16 protein-coding genes are annotated in these 16,844 nt (G+C 72.6%); 9 read left to right on the forward strand and 7 right to left on the reverse strand.

Features of this window, described 5'->3' with window-relative positions; translation table 11 throughout:
• The first annotated feature begins 62 nt into the window (after nt 1-62).
• Nucleotides 63-1,178 carry a nitronate monooxygenase family protein gene (locus tag HHX30_RS16990; protein WP_169982931.1) on the forward strand — a complete coding sequence of 372 codons (1,116 nt, stop codon included), beginning with the start codon at nt 63-65 and terminating at the stop codon, nt 1,176-1,178.
• 47 nt (nt 1,179-1,225) lie between these two features.
• Nucleotides 1,226-2,449, forward strand: coding sequence for a damage-control phosphatase ARMT1 family protein (locus HHX30_RS16995; protein WP_249350134.1), 1,224 nt, complete (start codon nt 1,226-1,228; stop codon nt 2,447-2,449).
• A gap of 4 nt (nt 2,450-2,453) precedes the next feature.
• On the opposite strand, the gene HHX30_RS17000 is transcribed toward HHX30_RS16995, so the two are convergent.
• Entirely contained in the window at nt 2,454-3,269 is an 816-nt protein-coding gene (locus tag HHX30_RS17000) for a crotonase/enoyl-CoA hydratase family protein (protein WP_311922508.1), read from the reverse strand.
• 207 nt (nt 3,270-3,476) lie between these two features.
• Between HHX30_RS17000 and HHX30_RS17005 the strand changes: the two genes are divergently transcribed.
• From HHX30_RS17005 to HHX30_RS17025, 5 genes are read left to right on the forward strand one after another with little or no spacing between them, the layout of a single operon-like run.
• Complete coding sequence (locus HHX30_RS17005) at nt 3,477-5,024, forward strand: acyl-CoA synthetase (protein ID WP_169982933.1); 1,548 nt, start codon at nt 3,477-3,479, stop codon at nt 5,022-5,024.
• Nucleotides 5,014-5,934: a Zn-ribbon domain-containing OB-fold protein gene (locus HHX30_RS17010; RefSeq protein ID WP_169982934.1), complete on the forward strand. Its 921-nt coding sequence runs from the start codon at nt 5,014-5,016 to the stop codon at nt 5,932-5,934. Before HHX30_RS17005 ends, HHX30_RS17010 begins: the two co-directional genes overlap by 11 nt.
• Nucleotides 5,934-6,974, forward strand: coding sequence for a thiolase domain-containing protein (locus tag HHX30_RS17015; RefSeq protein ID WP_169982935.1), 1,041 nt, complete (start codon nt 5,934-5,936; stop codon nt 6,972-6,974). The genes HHX30_RS17010 and HHX30_RS17015 overlap by 1 nt, the downstream gene beginning before the upstream one ends.
• A gap of 8 nt (nt 6,975-6,982) precedes the next feature.
• On the forward strand, nt 6,983-8,131 hold the full coding sequence (locus tag HHX30_RS17020; RefSeq protein ID WP_169982936.1) for a thiolase domain-containing protein: 1,149 nt from the start codon (nt 6,983-6,985) through the stop codon (nt 8,129-8,131).
• An 18-nt stretch (nt 8,132-8,149) separates the two neighbouring features.
• Complete coding sequence (locus tag HHX30_RS17025) at nt 8,150-9,760, forward strand: acyl-CoA synthetase (protein WP_169982937.1); 1,611 nt, start codon at nt 8,150-8,152, stop codon at nt 9,758-9,760.
• Here HHX30_RS17025 and HHX30_RS17030 read toward each other — a convergent pair.
• The 4 genes from HHX30_RS17030 to map form a co-directional block, all read right to left on the reverse strand.
• Nucleotides 9,733-10,734, reverse strand: a complete 1,002-nt coding sequence (locus HHX30_RS17030; RefSeq protein ID WP_169982938.1) for a hypothetical protein — start codon at nt 10,732-10,734, stop codon at nt 9,733-9,735. The genes HHX30_RS17025 and HHX30_RS17030 overlap by 28 nt on opposite strands.
• Entirely contained in the window at nt 10,731-11,444 is a 714-nt protein-coding gene (locus tag HHX30_RS17035; RefSeq protein WP_211592128.1) for a VC0807 family protein, read from the reverse strand. The genes HHX30_RS17030 and HHX30_RS17035 overlap by 4 nt, the downstream gene beginning before the upstream one ends.
• Before the next feature lie 80 nt (nt 11,445-11,524).
• Nucleotides 11,525-12,163 carry a LysE family translocator gene (locus HHX30_RS17040; protein WP_169982939.1) on the reverse strand — a complete coding sequence of 213 codons (639 nt, stop codon included), beginning with the start codon at nt 12,161-12,163 and terminating at the stop codon, nt 11,525-11,527.
• A 56-nt stretch (nt 12,164-12,219) separates the two neighbouring features.
• Nucleotides 12,220-12,987: a type I methionyl aminopeptidase gene (map, locus tag HHX30_RS17045; protein WP_169982940.1), complete on the reverse strand. Its 768-nt coding sequence runs from the start codon at nt 12,985-12,987 to the stop codon at nt 12,220-12,222.
• 54 nt (nt 12,988-13,041) lie between these two features.
• Between map and HHX30_RS17050 the strand changes: the two genes are divergently transcribed.
• Nucleotides 13,042-13,317, forward strand: a complete 276-nt coding sequence (locus tag HHX30_RS17050; protein ID WP_169982941.1) for a helix-turn-helix domain-containing protein — start codon at nt 13,042-13,044, stop codon at nt 13,315-13,317.
• On the opposite strand, the gene HHX30_RS17055 is transcribed toward HHX30_RS17050, so the two are convergent.
• Nucleotides 13,287-14,471, reverse strand: a complete 1,185-nt coding sequence (locus tag HHX30_RS17055) for a hypothetical protein (RefSeq protein ID WP_169982942.1) — start codon at nt 14,469-14,471, stop codon at nt 13,287-13,289. The two genes, HHX30_RS17050 and HHX30_RS17055, sit on opposite strands and share 31 nt — an antisense overlap.
• A gap of 278 nt (nt 14,472-14,749) precedes the next feature.
• On the opposite strand from HHX30_RS17055, the gene HHX30_RS17060 reads away from it, so the two are divergent.
• Nucleotides 14,750-15,574, forward strand: coding sequence for a cellulose binding domain-containing protein (locus tag HHX30_RS17060; RefSeq protein ID WP_169982943.1), 825 nt, complete (start codon nt 14,750-14,752; stop codon nt 15,572-15,574).
• Nucleotides 15,575-15,656: 82 nt separating this feature from the next.
• On the opposite strand, the gene HHX30_RS17065 is transcribed toward HHX30_RS17060, so the two are convergent.
• A complete protein-coding gene (locus tag HHX30_RS17065) occupies nt 15,657-16,763 on the reverse strand; it encodes an ABC transporter substrate-binding protein (protein WP_169982944.1) in 1,107 nt (368 codons plus the stop codon).
• Between the last annotated feature and the right edge of the window lie 81 nt (nt 16,764-16,844).

Below are 16,844 nucleotides of genomic sequence, written 5' to 3' on the forward strand. Positions count from 1 at the left end.
CGCCGAACGCAGGTCACTAGAACGCGTTGCAGTTCGCTTTAGGCCGTCGTACGTTCGAAGGCATGCGGACACGTGTCACCGACATGTTCGGTATCGAGTTCCCGATCTTCGCCTTCAGCCACTGCCGGGACGTCGTCGCCGCGGTGAGCCGCGCCGGCGGCATGGGGGTGCTCGGCGCCCTGTATTTCACCCCCGAGGAGCTCGAGATCGAGCTCAAGTGGATCGACGACCACGTGGACGGCCGCCCGTACGGCGTGGACGTGGTGATGCCCGCCTCCTACGCGGGGTCGGACCTCGACGTGGACTCCCCGGCCGACCTGGTGGCACGGCTGCAGGGGATGATCCCGCAGGGGCATAGGGCCTTCGTGGAGGACCTGCTGGCCCGGCACGGCGTGCCGCCGCTGGACGGATCCGACTCGGGCAAGGTGCTGCTCGGCTGGACCGACGCGACGGCCCGGCCGCAGGTCGAGGTCGCGCTCCGGCACCCCATCGCGCTGCTGGCCAACGCCCTCGGCCCGCCGCCCGCCGACGTCGTGGAGCAGGCGCACGCGAAGGGCGTGAAGGTGGCCGCGCTCGCCTCCACGCCGCGCCACGCCGTCAAGCAGGTCGAGGTCGGCGTGGACGTCGTCGTGGCGCAGGGCACCGAGGCGGGCGGCCACACCGGCGAGATCTCCACGATGGTGCTCATCCCGCAGGTCGTGGACGCGGTGGACGTGCCGGTTCTGGCCGCGGGCGGCATCGGCTCCGGCCGTCAGATGGCCGCGGGCATGGCGCTCGGCGCCGAGGGCGTGTGGACCGGCTCGATCTGGCTGGCGGTGGAGGAGGCCGACACCTCCGAGACCGTACGGCGGCGCATCATCGCGGCCACCTCCCGCGACACCGTCAGGTCGCGGAGCTGGACCGGCAAGCCCGCCCGCCTGCTGAAGAACGAGTGGACCGACGCCTGGGAGTCGGCGGAGTCGCCCGGCACGCTGCCGATGCCGCTGCAGTTCATGCTGATCTCCGACGCGCTGCGGCGGATCGGCAGGTCGGACGCGACCGAGCTGGCCACGTTCCCCGCCGGTCAGATCATCGGCGCGATGAACCAGGTCAAGCCGGCGAAACAGGTCGTCTTCGAGATGGTGGAGGAGTACGTCGAGGCCATGGAACGCCTCGGCCGCATCACCCGGGACGAGTGAGGCCCCGCCCCCCGCTCGCGTGACGCCCTGCTGCTTTACTGCTGGGGATGTCCCGCGAGCTGGGGGAGGACGCCGCGATGAGCCGTGCCGGTGACGAGACCGTGGCGGAGGCCCCGCCCATCCCGCCGCCGATCATGGGGAACGTCCCCGGTGCCTACGCCCTGAGCGTCTTCAGGGAGCGGCATCCCGTGCTCGTCCGCCAGGTCGCGCGGGCGCTGCCGTACGACCCGGACCGGCGGCGCGCGCTCGACCGGCTGCTCGACGAGGTCGTGCGTGACGTCATGGCGCCGCTGGAGCCGTCGGCGCACGACGGCGCCGCCTGGGCCGAGTGGGGACGCGGGAAGATCGGCCGCCGCTACGTCGACGTGCCGTTCCTGTGGGGCGAGAGCTACTTCTACCGCAAGCTGCTGGAGGCCACCGGATACTTCGGCGACGGCCCGTGGCGCGGGGTCGACCCGTTCGGCCCGATGAAGCAGGCCGAGCTCGAGGGCCCGGTCGTGGACGGGGAACTCGCGGCGCTCGACGAGACGGCGACGCTGTCCCGGGACGAGCAGGCCCGGGCGCTCCTGCTCGGCTCGCTCTGGGGCAACCGTGCCGACCTGTCCTTCGGCGTCACGCTCGACGGGGACCACGAGAGGGCGACCGGCCTGGTCGTGGACGACGGCCCACTGCTGTGGTCGCTCCTCGATGCCGCCGCGCCGGGGCGGATCTGCCTGGTCGCCGACAACGCGGGGCGCGAACTGCTGCCCGACCTCGTGCTCGTCGACCATCTCCTCACGCGCGGGCTCGCGGGCGAGGTCGTCATCCACGTGAAACCCGTCCCGTATTTCGTGTCCGACGCGACCCCGGCCGACGTGCTCGCGTGCCTGCGGCGGCTCGCCGAGGCCCCCGGCCGGGCCGGGGAGGCCGGCGCCCGCCTGTGGGCCGCGACGGAGGAGGGGCGTCTCAGACTGCGGGCGCATCCCTTCGCCTGCGCTCCGCTGCCCTACTCGGACATGCCGGACGACCTGCGCGAGGAGTTCGCCTCGGCCTCGCTGACCGTCATGAAGGGCGACCTGAACTACCGGCGGCTCGTCGGCGACCGGATGTGGCCGGCGACCACGCCGTTCGCCGCGGTCACCGGCTACTTCCCCGGGCCCGTCGTCGCGCTGCGCACGCTGAAGTCGGACGCGCTCGTCGGCGTGCCGGAGCGGACGCTGGCGGAGCTGGACGCGACCGGCCGCCCGTGGCGCACCACCGGCACCCACGCCATGGTCCAGGCCCGCCCCTGACCCGCTATCGGCCCTGGTAGACGGGTGGGCGCTTGTCGCGGAAGGCGCGCGCGCCCTCCTTGGCGTCCTCGGAGCCGATGACCGGCCAGCCGATCGCGTCGGAGACCTTGAACGCGTCGGCCTCCGGCATGCCCAGTGTCTCGCGGTAGGCGCGCAGGATCGCCTGTACGGCGAGCGGCCCGCAGGCGGCCACCTGGCCGGCGATCTCGCGGGCCGCCGCGAGCGCCTGGCCGTCCGGCACGACCCGGTTGACCATGCCCATCGCGAGCGCCTCGGGGGCCGTGACCGCCCGGCCGGTGAGCAGCACGTCCATGGCGAACGCGTACGGGATCTGGCGGGGCAGCCGGATGGCGCTGCCGCCCATCGGGAACAGCGCCCGCCTGGCCTCGAACAGCCCGAGCGTGGCGCTCTCGGCGACGACGCGCAGGTCGGTGCCGACGAGCAGTTCGGTGCCGCCCGCCACGGCGTAGCCCTCGACCGCGCACACGATCGGCTTGGACGGCAGCGCCTCGGGATCGCGCAGCAGGCCCTTCCAGTGGTAGTCGGGGATCTCGGCGGCCCGGCGGCGCACCCGCTCGTCCTGCGACGGCGTGCCCATCGCCTTGAGGTCGGCCCCGGCGCAGAACGTGCCGTTCGCCCCGGTCAGGACGCCGACCCGCACCTCGGGCTCGTCCGAGATGTACTGCCAGGCCTCGGCCAGCCCCACCAGCATGTCCTGGGAGAGCGCGTTCCTGGCCTCGGGGCGGTCCATTGTGACGACCACCACGTGACCGTCGCGCTCGATCCGGCAGTGCGGGGTGCTGATGGGCAGGAGCTCCACAGGTGTCCTCCAGCGGGACGGCGTCACCGGTTCGATCAAGCGCTTGTTAGACATCGCGCGCGGGGTTAGTCTGCCCGCAAGAACTAGAACCGATTCTCATCTGAGTCGCTCCGCATTGCCAGATCTTGTCAGCGTCGTGCCGGCGTGCTTCACTTCGCGGCCGCTGACGCCCGGGCTTTGTGGCGCACCCCCATAGGGAGCTGGCACATGGGCTCACTCGGTTTCTGGAGGCTCGCGCAGGCCGACCCCGCGTGGATCGCGGCGGTCGATCCCGACGGCACGGAACACTCCGCGGGCGAACTGCTCGCCCGGGCCAACAGCATGGTCCACGGCCTGCGTGCGCTGGGCCTGCGGCCGGGCGACGGCATCTGCGGCCTGCTGCCCAACGGCGCGGACGGCCTCGTGCTCTACCTCGCCGCCCTGCAGGCGGGGTGGTACTACACGCCGGTCAACTGGCACCTCACCGGGCCGGAGATCGGCTACATCGTCGCCGACAGCGAGGCCGCCGCGTTCCTCGTCCACGAGCGGTACGCCGCCGAGGCCGTCAGGGGCGCCCGGGAGGCCGGTATCGCGGCCGAGCGGTGCTTCTCCTACGGCGAGATCGAGGGCTTCCGCCCGGTGGCCGAGCTGACCGGCGGCATGCCCGAGACCCTGCCCGGCGACCGTACGGCCGGGGCCACCATGCACTACACCTCCGGCACGACGGGACGGCCGAAGGGCGTGCGGCGCGCGCTCACCGGCCTCGACCCCGACGACGCCGCCGAGCTGATGACGGGCCTGCTGCGGCTGTTCGGCGTGACGCCGGGGCGGCCGAACGCCCACCTCGTCACCTCGCCCGGCTACCACACGGCCGTCACCCAGTTCGCCGGTATGGCGCTGCACATGGGCCACACGCTGGTCTTCATGGACAAATGGGACGCCGAGGAGACCCTGCGCCTGTGCGAGCGGCACCGGGTGACGAACTCCCACATGGTCCCCACGCACTTCAAGCGGCTGCTGTCGCTGCCCGAGGAGACGCGGCGGTCCTACGACCTGTCGTCGCTGCGGTGGATGATCCACGCCGCCGCGCCGTGCCCGGTGCCGGTCAAGTGGCAGATGCTGGAGTGGTGGGGCGACGTGATCTACGAGTACTACGCCGCCACCGAGGGCGGCGGCACGATCGCGACCCCCGAGGACTGGAAGAAACGGCCGGGCACGGTCGGGAAGGCCTGGCCGGGCAGCGAGCTGCTGATCGTGGACGACGAGCTCGTCCCGGTGCCCGCGGGCACGCCCGGCACCGTCTACATGAAGATGGGCATCTCCTTCGAGTACAAGGGCGATCCGGAGAAGACCGCGGCCAACCGGTTGCGTGATTACTTCACCGTCGGGGACATCGGCTACCTGGACGAGGACGGCTTCCTGTTCCTCTGCGACCGGAAGGCCGACATGATCATCTCGGGCGGGGCCAACATCTATCCGGCCGAGATCGAAAAGGAGATCATGGTCCACCCGAAGGTGGCCGACGTGGCCGTCTTCGGCATCCCGGACGACGAGTGGGGCGAGCGCATCATGGCCGTCGTCGAGCCCGCGCCCGGCGCCGTCCCCGGGCAGGAGCTGGCCGCGGAGATCGTCCTCTCGCTGGAGGGCCGCCTGGCCCGCATGAAGTGGCCGAGCGTGATCGACTTCATCGACGAGATGCCCCGCGAGCCGAACGGCAAGCTGCTCAAACGCAAGCTCCGCGCCCCCTACTGGGAAGGCAGGGATCGTGCCATCTGAGGAATCGCCGGTCGCCACCCACGTTCTGGAGTTTCCCGGCGGCTACACGCGGACGACCGGTCCGGTCATCGGGCGGTTCCTCACCGAGCTGCGCGACCGGCGGCTGGTCGGGGTCCGTACGGCCGGCGGGCGGGTGCTGGTGCCGCCGCTGGAGTACGACCCGGACACGGGCGAGCCGGTCACCGAGGAGTACGTGGAGGTCGGACCGGCCGGGACCGTCCAGGCGTGGGCCTGGGTCGGCTCCCCGCGCCCCGGCCATCCGCTCGACCGGCCGTTCGCCTGGGCGCTGGTCAAACTCGACGGCGCGGACACCGCCCTGGTCCACGCGGTGGACGCCGGAAGCCCGAAGGAGCTGCGGCCGGGCCTGCGGGTCCGCCCGCGCTGGCGGGCCGCGACGACGGGCCACATCACGGACATCGAGTGCTTCCTGCCCGAGGTCACCTCGCTCGTCGCGCCGGTGCGGGCCGAGTATCGCGTCACGCCGGGCCGGGCGCTCACCCGCTTCCTCGAAGGCGTGCGCGACGGCAGGTTCCTGGGCGGCCGGTGCGCCGAATGCGCCGCCGTCTACGTGCCCTACCGGGTGTCCTGCCCCGCGTGCGGCTCCGTCGTGGAGGAGGAGGTGGAGGTCGCCGACACCGGCACCGTCACCACCTACGCGATCAACAACCTGCCCGATCCCCGGGCCCCCGAGGTGCCGTTCGTCTCGGCGTACGTGCTGCTGGACGGCGCGGACACGCCGATGATCGCGCTGATCGGCGGCATCCCGGCGCACGAGGTTCGGCAGGGCATGCGGGTGCGCGCCGTGTGGGTGCCACCCGAGGAGCGGACGCCGTCGATGACCAACGTGAAGTGGTTCGAGCCGACCGGCGAGCCGGACGCCGACCTCGACGACTCCATCGGGGGGTCGTGATGAGGGAGGTCGCGGTCGTCGCCTTCGCCCAGACCGTCCACACCGGCCACGACACCGGGCTGGCCGAGCCGGAGCTGCTGCTGCCGGTCATCGACGAGGTCAAGCGGGCGACCGGGCTGAAGAGGTTCGGCTTCACCTGCTCCGGCTCGTGCGACTACCTGGCCGGGGCGCCGTTCTCGTTCGTCTCGGCGCTCGACGCGGTCGGCGCCTGGCCGCCGATCAGCGAGAGCCACGTCGAGATGGACGGCGCGTTCGCGCTCTACGAGGCGTGGGTGCGGCTCCAGCACGGCGACATCGACACCGCCCTGGTCTACGGCTTCGGCAAGTCGTCGATGTCGGACATCCGGGAGATCATGACGCTCCAGCTCGATCCTTACTATTTGGCGCCGCTCGGGCTCGACCAGGTGTCGTACGCCGCCCTGCAGGCCTGCGCGGTGAACGCGGACAGAGCGGCGCTGGACGAGATCGTACGGCGCAGCCGGGCCGACGGCCGGGCCAACCCCTACGCCCTCGACCTGCCCGACCCTTCGGGAGAGGAGTTCGAGGTCGAGCCGCTGCGGCCGTACGACGTCGCGCCGGTCACGGACGGAGCGGCGGCCGTGGTGCTGGCCGCCGGGGACCGCGCCCGCGAGCTGGCCGGGCGGCCCGCCTGGATCACCGGCATCGCGCACCGCGCGGAGCCCCACTACCTGGGCATGCGCGACCTGTCCCGATCGGTGTCCACGGGCGAGGCGGGCCGGGCGGCCGGCGTGGGCAATGGTTCGGTCGACGTGGCCGAGCTGCACACCCAGTTCAGCCACGAGGAGCCCATCCTGCGCGCGGCGCTCGGCCTGTCCGGCGACGTGACGGTCAACCCGTCCGGCGGGCCGCTCGCGGCCAACCCGGTCATGGCCACCGGCCTGATCCGCCTCGGTGAGGCGGCCCTGCGGATCCTCGACGGCTCGGCCGCCCGCGCGGTCGCGCACGCCACCTCGGGCCCGTGCCTGCAGCAGAACCTCGTCGCCGTGCTCGAAGGCGCCGTCCTCGACCAGTCTCTGTAGGAGTCGCCGTGGGAAACCGCTGTGCCGTCGTCGGCGTGGGCCAGACCCGCTACCAGACCAGACGGCGGGACGTGTCGCTGGCCGGGCTGGTCCGCGAGGCCGCCCTGCGGGCGCTGGAGGACGCGGGCCTGACGTTCGCCGACATCGACGCGGTCGTCATCGGCAAGGCGCCGGACCTGTTCGAGGGCGTGATGATGCCGGAGGCGTACCTCGCCGACGCGCTCGGCGGGGCCGGCAAGCCGGTGATGCGCGTGCACACGGCGGGCTCGGTCGGCGGCTCGACCGCGCTGGTCGGCGCGTCTCTTGTCCAGGGCGGCGTGCACGGGCGGGTGCTGGTCGTCGCCTTCGAGAAACAGTCGGAGTCGAACGCCACCTGGGCCCTGTCCACGCACCTGCCCTTCAACGCCTCCCTGGTCGTGGGCGCGGGCGGCTACTTCGCGCCGCACATCAGGGAGTACATGCGCAGGTCGGGCGCGCCGGACCACATCGGCACGCTGGTCGCGGTCAAGGACCGGCTGAACGCGCTGAAGAACCCCTACGCCCACCTGCGCATCCCCGGGATCAGCCGGGAGATGGTCGAGTCGACCCCGATGCTGTGGGAGCCGATCCGCTACCTGGAGACCTGCCCGTCGTCCGACGGCGCCTGCGCGATCGTGCTCGCCGCCGAGGACAAGGTGACCGGCACGCCCGCCTGGATCCACGGCACGGCGATGCGCTCGGAGCCGATCATGCTGGCCGGCCGCGACGTCGTGAGCCCGCGCGCGGGCCGCGACTGCGCCGCCGACGTCTACCGCCAGGCCGGCGTCACCGACCCGCGCCGGGAGATCGACGTCGCCGAGGTGTACGTGCCGTTCTCCTGGTACGAGCCGATGTGGCTGGAGAACCTGGGCTTCGCCGCCGAGGGGGAGGGCTGGAAGCTCACCGAGGCCGGATGCACGGCGCTCGACGGCGACACCCCGTGGAACGCCTCCGGCGGAGTGCTGTCGTCCAACCCGATCGGCGCCTCCGGGCTCATCCGGTTCGCCGAGGCGGCGCTCCAGGTGCGGGGCACGGCGGGGGAGCACCAGGTCGAGGGGGCGCGGCTCGCGCTCGGACACGCGTACGGCGGAGGCGCGCAGTTCTTCGCCATGTGGATCGTCGGCAGCAGTAAACCCTGAGCGCGGGAGGTCCGCCGGATGGAGTTCAACCACGCCGATCTTTTCGAGGGTCTCGCCGACGCCATCGGGGACCGCGTCGCGGTGGTCTGCGGCGACGACCGCCCGACGTACGCCGAGCTCGACGCCCACGCCAACCGGCTGGCCCACCACCTGGCCGCGCACGGCGTCGGCCACGGCACGCACGTGGGCATGCAGCTCTACAACGGGGTGGAGTACGTCGCGGCCCTGCTGGCGACGCTGAAGCTGCGGGCCGTCCCGGTCAACGTCAACTACCGGTACGTCGAGTCGGAGCTGCTCTACCTCTACCGGGACTCCGGCATCGCGGCCCTGCTGTTCGACGTGGAGTTCGACGACCGCGTCGCGGCCACCGCGCCCGAGGTCCCCGGGCTGCGCCACCTCGTCGCCGTCGGCGGCCCCACGGCCGTGCCGGGCGCGGTGCCGTACGAGGAGGCGGTGGCCGGGCAGTCCGAGAGCAGGGACTTCCCGCCCCGCTCCGGCGACGACGTGTACGTCATCTACACCGGCGGCACGACCGGCATGCCCAAGGGCGTGATGTGGCGGTCGGAGGACCTCTTCTACGCCTTCGGCGGCGGCAACCCGTACGGCGACCCGCTGAAGACGCCCGAGGCGGTGATCGAGCAGGCGCGCGGCGCGGCGTCCCCGGTGGTCATGATGACGGCGGCGCCGCTGATGCACGGCGCCGCGCAGGTGGGCACCTTCATCGCCTGGTGGATGGGCGGCACGATGGTGTACGTCCGCAGGTTCGACGCGGCCGCCGTGCTGCGCGCGATCGAGCGGGAGAAGGTCGTCAGCCTGAACATCACCGGCGACGCGATGGCCCGTCCGCTCGCCGAGGAGATGGCCGCCGGGTCCTACGACCTGTCGTCGCTGTTCGCGCTCAGCTCGACCGGGGCGATCCTCAGCGGCGCCGTGCGCGCGCGGCTGGAGGAGCTGCTGCCGGGCCGGATGATCCTCGACAACTTCGGCTCGACCGAGTCCGGATACACGGCGTCGGGCGTCGACGGGTCGTCGCCGGAGTCGGGCCTGCGCTACCGGCCCAACGCGGGCGCCGCCGTGGCCGTGCTGGACGAGACGCTGACCCCGGTCGAGCCGGGCTCCGGGCGGATCGGCACGGTGGCCAGGAGCGGCCGGATCGCGTCCGGCTACCACAACGACCCGGGCAAGACCGCCCGCACCTTCGTCACCGACGCCCACGGCGTGCGGTGGCTTCTCACCGGAGACCTCGCGACGGTCGAGGAGGACGGCACGATCCGGTTCTGCGGACGCGGGTCCCAGTGCATCAACACCGGCGGGGAGAAGGTCTTCCCCGAGGAGGTCGAGGCGGTGCTCAAGGGCCATCCCGCCGTGTTCGACGCCGTGGTCACCGGCATCCCCGACGAACGCTGGGGCTCGCGGGTCGCGGCCGTCGTCCAGCCGTACGGCGGGACCGCGCCGACGGCGGAGCAGCTCGACGCGCACTGCCGTACCCGGCTGTCGGGCTACAAGGTGCCGCGGACCTACGCGTTCGTGGAGGAGATCGTCCGCTCCCCGGCGGGCAAGGCCGACTACCGGTGGGCCGGTCAGGTGGCCGCCGCCGCACCTCAGCCGGCCGCGCGTCCGCCGGAGTAGGCGGCGGCGAGGGCGTGGAAGACCTCCTTCGGCTCCCTGCCGCCGTCCTTCAGCAGCCGGACCACGCCGTAGGAGGCCATGTCGAGGTCCCTGCGCGGGTGGGGGTCGTACGGCAGGCCGTACCCGGCGAAGGTGAACCAGAAGGCGCTGTCCACGCCCTCCTCTTCGAACACGGCGAGCAGTTCGCGCAGGTAGCGGACCTGCTCGCCCTCGTCGCGGGTGAAGTTCCCGGTCAGCCGGGGCCGCCTTCGCGACCGGTCCACGATGGCCCACGCCATGCCGCCGCGTGCGCCCGCCCCTGTGTAGGCGCACGTGCCGAACTCGGTGACCGCGACCGGCTTGCCGTGTCCGAAGAGGGAGCGCAGCCCCTCGCGGTAGGTCGCCGCGTTGCGCTCGTCGCGGTAGGCGTCCACCGCGACGATGTCGAACGGACTCCAGTCGACCCCCTCCCAGTCCCCCGAGGCGTACGTCACCCGCCCGTCGAAGACCTCGCGCGCCGCCCGGGCGGTCTCCGTCAAGAAAGGGTTCAGCAGAGCGGGGATCCCGGCGAACCGGGCGTACACCTCGGGGCCGCCCTTCATGAGCCCGGAGATGCGGTCGAAGACGGTGTCGCCGGGGAGGAAGCCGGCGGCGAACATGCTCAGCTCGCATCCGGTGACGAGCACCACCTCCGCGCCGTCGCGCCGCAGCTCCTCGGCCCGCCCGGCGCATTCGGCGAAGAACGGCGCGAGCTCCCGCGTGGTCATCTCGCAGGGGAAGGGCGCGAACCACACCTCCAGCCCGGCGTCGGCGGCGTGCCGCGCGGCGACGCCGAGCCGCTCCGGGTGGCCGCCGGTGATGCGGACGGCCGTGCAGTGCAGCTCCTCGGCGATGACCCGCATCTCCGCGCGGACCGTCTCGGAGTCGAAGGTCTCCCGGCTGATGTGCCCGCCGGGCAGGAAACCGGTGTCGTAGTTGATGCCCCTGCCCCTCATCGCGCGCCCCCCGCCTCCATCTTGACCATCATCATGATCGGCCCGGAGGCGAACGCGCCCGCGAGCACGAGCCCCAACGCGATGGCGACGATCAGCATCACGTTGGACAGCCAGACCATGGTGGACACCGGCAGCGTGAACGCGCCGATCAGCCGGGCCACGCAGTCGGCGAGCATCACCCCGCCCCAGATGCCGCTGAAGAGGCGCTCGGCGCGGCGGAACCGGGCGGAGCCCGCCGCGAGCCGTTCCCAGGCGGCCTCCTTCGCCGCGTTCCCACGGGTGATGAACGCGCGCATGCCCGGGGTCATCACCGGGCGCGCGGTGAACGCCGAGAGCATCATGACCAGGCTGATCACGGCGCTGAGGGCCGAGTCCTTGGCGATCATCATGCGGGCGTCGCCGGTGCCGAAGCTCAGCGCGATGCCGGCCAGGTTGACCGCCAGCGTCAGCCCGGCGAGTCCGTTCAGGGTCCGGTCGCGGACGATCCCGGAGATCACCCGGACGGCCGGGATCACGCCGCTCACGGCCAGCGCGGCGACCTCGCTCACGCCGAACGCGCCGTGCAGGACGTAGTAGCAGACGAGCGGCGCGGCGACGTCCAGCGCCAGCGGCGTGAGCAACCGGCCGAGGTTGTTGCGCTGAGGTTGCCCGGCTCGCGGCGGCGCGGTCAGGGTCTGCGTCATCGGCTCCTCCAGGTCGTCTCTCCGCACGCATCAAGCGTCTCGAAAGCCGGAGGAGCCGGGCAGATTCAGCGATCCCGATTACGGCAGTACAAATGTCCCGGTAGTCGTCAGAGCTTCCTGGCGCCCTCGGTGGCCAGAGCCGCCACCGCGCCGAGACCGAGGTAGACGACGCCGCTGCCCCGGTCGAGCCGCCGCCGGGCACGGGCCGAGGAGCGCAGCCGGCCGGCGAGGACCGAGGCCAACAGCGCGTACGTGCCGTCGCTGGCCATGCCGAGCGCGACCCACACGGCCCCGAGCACGAGCACCTGCGGCGCCACGGCGCCGAGCGCCGGATCGACGAACTGCGGCAGGAACGCCAGGAAGAACATGGCGGTCTTGGGGTTCAGCACGTTGACCACGAACCCCTCGCCGAACAGCCGGGCGTTCGAGGCCACCTTGACCTCCGCGTCCTCCGCCTCCGGCCGCCGCATGAGCTTGCGAACCCCCAGGTAGACGAGGTAGGCCGCACCGAGGTACTTCACGACGGCGAAGGCCGTGGCCGAGGCGGCGAGCAGCGCGGTGATCCCGAGCGCCGCGGCGGCGATGTGCACCAGCGAGCCGGCGTGGACGCCGAGCACCGACACCAGCCCCGCCGAACGGCCCTGGGCCACGCTGCGGGTGACGATGTAGAGCACGGCGGGTCCCGGGACCACGAGCAGCGCCAGCGTGGCGGCGGCGAACAGGGCGAGTGTGGGCAGAGTCGGCATGGCTCGGATGGTACGGACAACGGGCCTGTTCAGGCACTCCTATTTAGCGCTCCTGATCAGAGCACGGTCAGCACGCGGGGGCCGTCCTCGGTGACCGCGATCGTGTGCTCCATGTGGGCGGCCCGGCTGCCGTCCACGCTGTTCAGCGTCCAGCCGTCGCCCGCCGTGAGGTAACCGTCCCGGCCTCCGGCGATGAACATCGGCTCGATGGCCAGCGCGAGGCCGTGCCGCAGGGGATAGCCCCGGCCCGGCCGGCCGTGGTTCGGCACCGACGGGTCCTCGTGCATGCGGCGGCCGATGCCGTGGCCGCCGAAGTCCCTGGGCATGCCGTACCCGGCCTTCTGGGCGATCGTCCCGATCGCCGCCGAGATGTCCCCGATGCGGTTACCCACGGTCGCGGCGGCGATCCCGGCCTCCAGGGCCCGGCGCGTGGTGTCGACGAGCTCCAGGTCGCCGGGCCGCGGCGTGCCCACGATGAACGTGACGGCGGCGTCGGCCGTCCAGCCGTCCAGCTCCGCGCCGCAGTCGACGCCCACGACGTCACCGTCACGCAGCCGGTAGTCCGTCGGGATGCCGTGCACGATCGCGTCGTTGACGGACACGCAGATCACGGCGGGAAAGGGGGTCGGCGCGAAGTGCGGCCGGTAGCCGAGGAACGGCGAGCTCGCCCCCGCCTCGCGCAACACCGCCCGCGCCGTCTCATCCAGGTCCGTCAGCCGCACCCCGATGGCCGCGGCTTTCCGCACGGCGTCGAGGGTGCGGGCCACCACGCGCCCCGCCTCCCGCATCGCGTCCAGCGCGGCGTCGGTTTTGATTTCCACCATGACACGGTCCTCCCGAGTGGCACCAATAACTATACCGGTATTAGTATCACGGTCATGGTGAGAGTGCCCCTGACCCCCGAGGAACGCCTGCGGGGGGAGCGGTTCGGCGCCCTGCTCCGGCAGGCGCGCGGCGAGCGCAGCATGGTCGAGGTCGCGGCGGCGGCCGGGCTGTCGGCCGAGACGCTGCGCAAGATCGAGACCGGCCGGGCCCCGACCCCGGCCTTCTTCACGGTCGCCGCGCTCGCCGCCGCGCTGGGTTTGTCGCTGGACGAGCTGGCCGCCGCCTGCGCCGAGGGTCCTCAGGCCGCCGAGTTCCGCCAAGCCGGCTGACGCCCCGGCCACGCCGTCTCCCAGGAGAGCTCGTACACCAGCGAGGTCGTCCCGCCACCGGTGGGGTCGGGCCGCCGTGTGCGCACCCAGAGCCGCGTCGTGCCCCTCACGGGCACGATGTCGACGATGCGCTCGCCGGGGCCACCCGCCGGCAGGGTGGATCTGGTCCAGCCGCCGTCGCGCAGGCTGAGGACATAGGGCGCGCCGGAGGCGGGATGAGCCGCCATCCACACGCCGCCTTCGGGGTCGACACGCACCGCAGTCAGGCCCGTCCTCGTCAGGTCCGTGCCTACCTGCACCCATCGGGTGCGGTTCCAGTGGAGGACGACGGCGCTGCCGCCGTCCGGCCAGTAGGGCCCGGCGGCCCACGCCTGGCCGTCCGGCCGCGCGGCGAGGTCCAGGTCGCCGAGGTGAGCGCGTCCGCGGCAGGGCGGACGAGCGGAGCCGATCGCGCACGGGTAGGGCACGTCCTGCCATGACGCGCCGTTCCAGTGCAGCAATCTGTCCCCCCGCTCCCGGCTGACGATCCACACGTCGTCCGGGCTCGCGGCGGCGACCGCGATGAGGTCGAACTGCGGGGGCGACGGCTGCCGACGCCAGGTGCCGTCCCTCCAGCGCAGCACGGTGGAGGGAGCCCCGTCCGGGTCCATGCCGGTGACGAACCAGGCGCCGCCCCGCGCGTCGACGGAGATGTCGACCACTCCGTTCCACGTCGCGTCGTGGGAGAGCAGGCGCGTCCAGCGCCCGGCGGAAAACCGCCACAGGTGCTCTGTCACGCTGTCGTACTCCTGGGGCACGCTCAGGGCCGCCCAGATCGTTCCCCCGGACGGAGATCCGCCGATCTCGAGCCCCCAGGCCTTGCCGAACTGCGCGGGCAGGCTCGCGCGTCTCCAGAAGGTCCCGTTCCACCGCAGCATCGACCAGCCGGGGCCCGGTCTCTTCCTGACGAACAGCGACACTCCGCCGTCCGCCGCGGGGACCATCGACAACGGAAAGTCCTCGTGATCCTTGGCGGCGTACCTCAGCGTCCACCGCGACGACGACTCGACAGCGTGGCCGGCCGTCCGCCCCGCGCCGTACCGGGCCGTGTCGGCGATCAGCGCGGATGCGCACACGAGGATCAGCGCGGCGAGTACCCCCCTACTGGTGCGCACCCGGAGATGATCGCATGAGGGCCGGAATCCGTCGTGAAATCGTCTCCGCTGAATCTTTCACCGCTCGTCACGTGTGGCGGCCTCCCGGCCCCGGCCGCCGTCGCCGGTGTTCGCCGAGGTGAGCGGGGACGGGCCGCCACGCGTCCGGCCACCCAAGGAGAGGACGGGCCGCCGGAATTCCTGTACAGCGGGCGAAGGAGACCTGACGCTGGGGGCATCGCCGGCGATCAGTCGCAGCCGGCCCGGGCGGTGTGGTCAGCTCACCATGGAGGTGCCGGATGCGATTCCCCCACGGCCGGTTACGTCGCTCGGCCGTCCTCGTGGCCGTCATGGCCGCGGCGGCCGCCACGACCGGGCTCGTCCCGGGCACGGCCGACGCAGCGGTCTCCTGCGGGGTCACGTACGCGACCTCGCAGTGGGGAGAGGACGGGGGCGGTTTCACGGCCAGTGTGGACGTCGCCAACACCGGTGACCACATCGCGGGCTGGACGCTGACGTTCACCTTCCCCGGCTCGCAGCGGCTCACGTACGGCTGGTCCGCGCAGTGGGCCCAGACCGGCCGCCTGGTCGCCGCCTCGGTCCCGGCGGGCTCGATCTCGCCCGGCGCGTCGGCCGCCGTCGGGTTCGCCGGCACCTGGCGCGGGAGCAATCCGCCGCCGACGGACTTCGCCGTCAACGGCGTGCCGTGCGTGGTCGGCCCGCCCCCCTCCGCCGCTCCCACCCCCGTCCCGTCGCCGAGCCCGAGCGCCACGCCGAGCGTCGTCGTCTCGCCCGCGGACATCGTCGTGCCCGAAGGCGGCTCGGCGCTCATCCACGTGCGGCTCAGCCAGAAGCCGTCGTACGGCTGGGTGACCGTCGACAGCGAGCGGCTGCTCGGCGACCCGGACCTGTCCATCGGCCCCCGGCTGCTCTTCCCCGCCGACCAGTGGAACACCTGGCAGTCCCTCACCGTCTTCGCGGCGGAGGACGACGACACGACGGACGGCACCGCCACGTTCCTGTCCCGGATCAGTCAGCTGCCGGGCAGCGGTGTCGCCCTGTGGACCGCGAGGGAGCTGGACAACGACGTCGCCACGCCGTCGCCCGCACCGAGCCCGAGCTGAACCGTCGCGCAGCGCGGGAAGGGGCCGCCGGGTGGTCACCCTGCCGACCTCCGCTCAGCGCCGGGAGCTGTCCGCGGGTTCCTCACTTCCTAATTCGCAGGCGAGCGGGCTCCGCCGGATCCCTGTCGACGACCTGGACCGGCGGCCATGCCCATTGCCATACGTCGACGCCCGGCGTACGGGAGAACCGGATCAGCCCGCGGGTGCCTTCGACCGCGACGTGTGGCCAGGACGCGGCGATGCCCGCCCGATCCGCGCCGCCGGAACGCAGCACGTCGGCGAGGACGGCGATCGTGTCGTAGCCCTCGAAGGCGACGAAGGAGGGCGCTTGGGCCAGCCGTTCGCGCAGGTCCGCCTCGACTCGCGCGCCGAGTGGGCTGAGACGTTCGGGCAGGTAGCGCAGGAACGGGACCCCGGCGCCGTCGCCGCCCAGCGACCTCGCCCATTCGGCGAACTCCGGCTGCCCGGCCGGGGCACCGATCATGATCTCGGTCAGGCGCCGGTCGCGGCGGACCGACCTGACGATCGACACGGCCGGCTCCGGGTGGCCGGCCAGAAGAAGGAGGGCCGTCGCGCCACTGGTGGCGAGTTCGTCGCACACGGCCGCGGGGGTGAGCGCGCGCACGTCGAGTTCGATGACGGTGCCGCCCCGTGGAGCGAGGTGGTCCCGCAGGATGCGGGCCCCGGACGCCCAGTAGACACTCGAGTCGGCGGCTACGGCGATTCGGCCGTGGCCCGCGCCGAGGAGGAAGTCCGCGTACATCCGCCAGCCATGGGACTGCGCCGGGGCCAGGCGCGCGACCCATCGCGTCGGCCGTTCTGTGAGCGCGTCGAGAACCGCCGACGAGCAGAGGAACGGCAGGCCGAGGGCGTCGGCCCTGGCGGCGGCGGCGCGGGCGACGACGCTGTGATACTCCCCCGCCAGGGCGGCCACGCCCAGGTGAGCCAGTTCGTCCACGGCCGCCGCGGCCCTGTGCGGATCGGCCGCCGTGTCCCGGACCACCAGATCGAGCGGTCTTCCGGCGATCCCACCGGTGTCGTTGACGTCGCCGGCGGCCAGCTCGAGCCCGGCGAGCAGGTGCCGCCCCGCCTCGACCCAGCCGGGCCGGGTCAGCGGGACGAGAACGCCGATCCGGACGGATGATCGGTCGGTCCGCTCCACCCTGGGCGGCGATGGGGGCGTGTTCATGTGTCGGTGTCTCCTCTACGACGTGTCGGGACGATCGAAGTATCGCGGGCCCACCGTCGGGTCAGGTGGTAGATCATCGGC

This window comes from Microbispora sp. H10836 (assembly GCF_012999525.1).
Lineage (GTDB): Bacteria > Actinomycetota > Actinomycetes > Streptosporangiales > Streptosporangiaceae > Microbispora.

Bases quoted from the DNA above. Each gene is read 5' to 3' on its own strand.
- map (WP_169982940.1), bottom strand. From the start codon at position 12,987: ATGGTGGAAATCAAAACCGACGCCGCGCTGGACGCGATGCGGGAGGCG.
- HHX30_RS17030 (WP_169982938.1), bottom strand. From the start codon at position 10,734: ATGAGGGGCAGGGGCATCAACTACGACACCGGTTTCCTGCCCGGCGGG.
- HHX30_RS17015 (WP_169982935.1), top strand. From the start codon at position 5,934: ATGAGGGAGGTCGCGGTCGTCGCCTTCGCCCAGACCGTCCACACCGGC.
- HHX30_RS17060 (WP_169982943.1), top strand. From the start codon at position 14,750: ATGCGATTCCCCCACGGCCGGTTACGTCGCTCGGCCGTCCTCGTGGCC.
- HHX30_RS17050 (WP_169982941.1), top strand. From the start codon at position 13,042: ATGGTGAGAGTGCCCCTGACCCCCGAGGAACGCCTGCGGGGGGAGCGG.
- HHX30_RS16995 (WP_249350134.1), top strand. From the start codon at position 1,226: ATGTCCCGCGAGCTGGGGGAGGACGCCGCGATGAGCCGTGCCGGTGAC.
- HHX30_RS17005 (WP_169982933.1), top strand. From the start codon at position 3,477: ATGGGCTCACTCGGTTTCTGGAGGCTCGCGCAGGCCGACCCCGCGTGG.
- HHX30_RS17040 (WP_169982939.1), bottom strand. From the start codon at position 12,163: ATGCCGACTCTGCCCACACTCGCCCTGTTCGCCGCCGCCACGCTGGCG.
- HHX30_RS17065 (WP_169982944.1), bottom strand. From the start codon at position 16,763: ATGAACACGCCCCCATCGCCGCCCAGGGTGGAGCGGACCGACCGATCA.
- HHX30_RS17025 (WP_169982937.1), top strand. From the start codon at position 8,150: ATGGAGTTCAACCACGCCGATCTTTTCGAGGGTCTCGCCGACGCCATC.
- HHX30_RS16990 (WP_169982931.1), top strand. From the start codon at position 63: ATGCGGACACGTGTCACCGACATGTTCGGTATCGAGTTCCCGATCTTC.